Annotated in this window: 1 protein-coding gene; it reads right to left on the bottom strand. The window is 58.9% G+C overall.

All coding sequences use genetic code 11. The annotated features are described in order from the left end of the window. Positions 1-351: heat shock protein transcriptional repressor HspR (locus BKN05_RS12465; RefSeq protein ID WP_286688782.1), on the bottom strand; the 351-nt coding region annotated here is incomplete at its 3' end. Positions 352-494: the final 143 nt, after the last annotated feature.

Below are 494 nucleotides of genomic sequence, written 5' to 3'. Positions count from 1 at the left end.
GGCCAGCGGCGCGGAGAGGCGCAACTGGCCGCGCAGGTCTTCTACCTCTGCCGCCAACGCATCACGCTCTTCGGCGAGTGCGTCGCGTTGTTCGGTCAATTCGATGATGGCTTTAATTCCGGCCAGGTTAACGCCATCGTCTTGCGACAACTGCTGGATCTTGCGCAGCATCGCAATATCGCGCTGCGAATACCTGCGCCCACCACCGCGAGTACGCGCGGGCGAGACCAACCCCATCCGGTCATAGGTGCGCAGGGTTTGCGCGTGCATGCCGGATAGTTCAGCAGCCACGGAGATAACGAAGACCTCGCGATATTCTTCACGGAATTCCTCGTGCGAATCGTTCGCCATGGTGTTGTCACCTCCTGTGGTTGCTTGTCGTTATTTATTCGGGTTTCCGGCCCAACCTGCACGGGCATCGAAACCGGAGTCTTTTTCTGCTTGCGCGTAGGTGCGCAAGCTGGATTTTGCGGCGTCATCCAAACTCGTCGGCA

The sequence above is a fragment of the Corynebacterium sp. S5S1 genome (assembly GCF_001913985.1).
In the GTDB taxonomy this organism is placed as follows: domain Bacteria; phylum Actinomycetota; class Actinomycetes; order Mycobacteriales; family Mycobacteriaceae; genus Corynebacterium; species Corynebacterium marquesiae.
The sequence above is the reverse complement of the archived record's forward strand: the minus strand, read 5'-3'. Positions and strand labels throughout refer to the sequence as shown.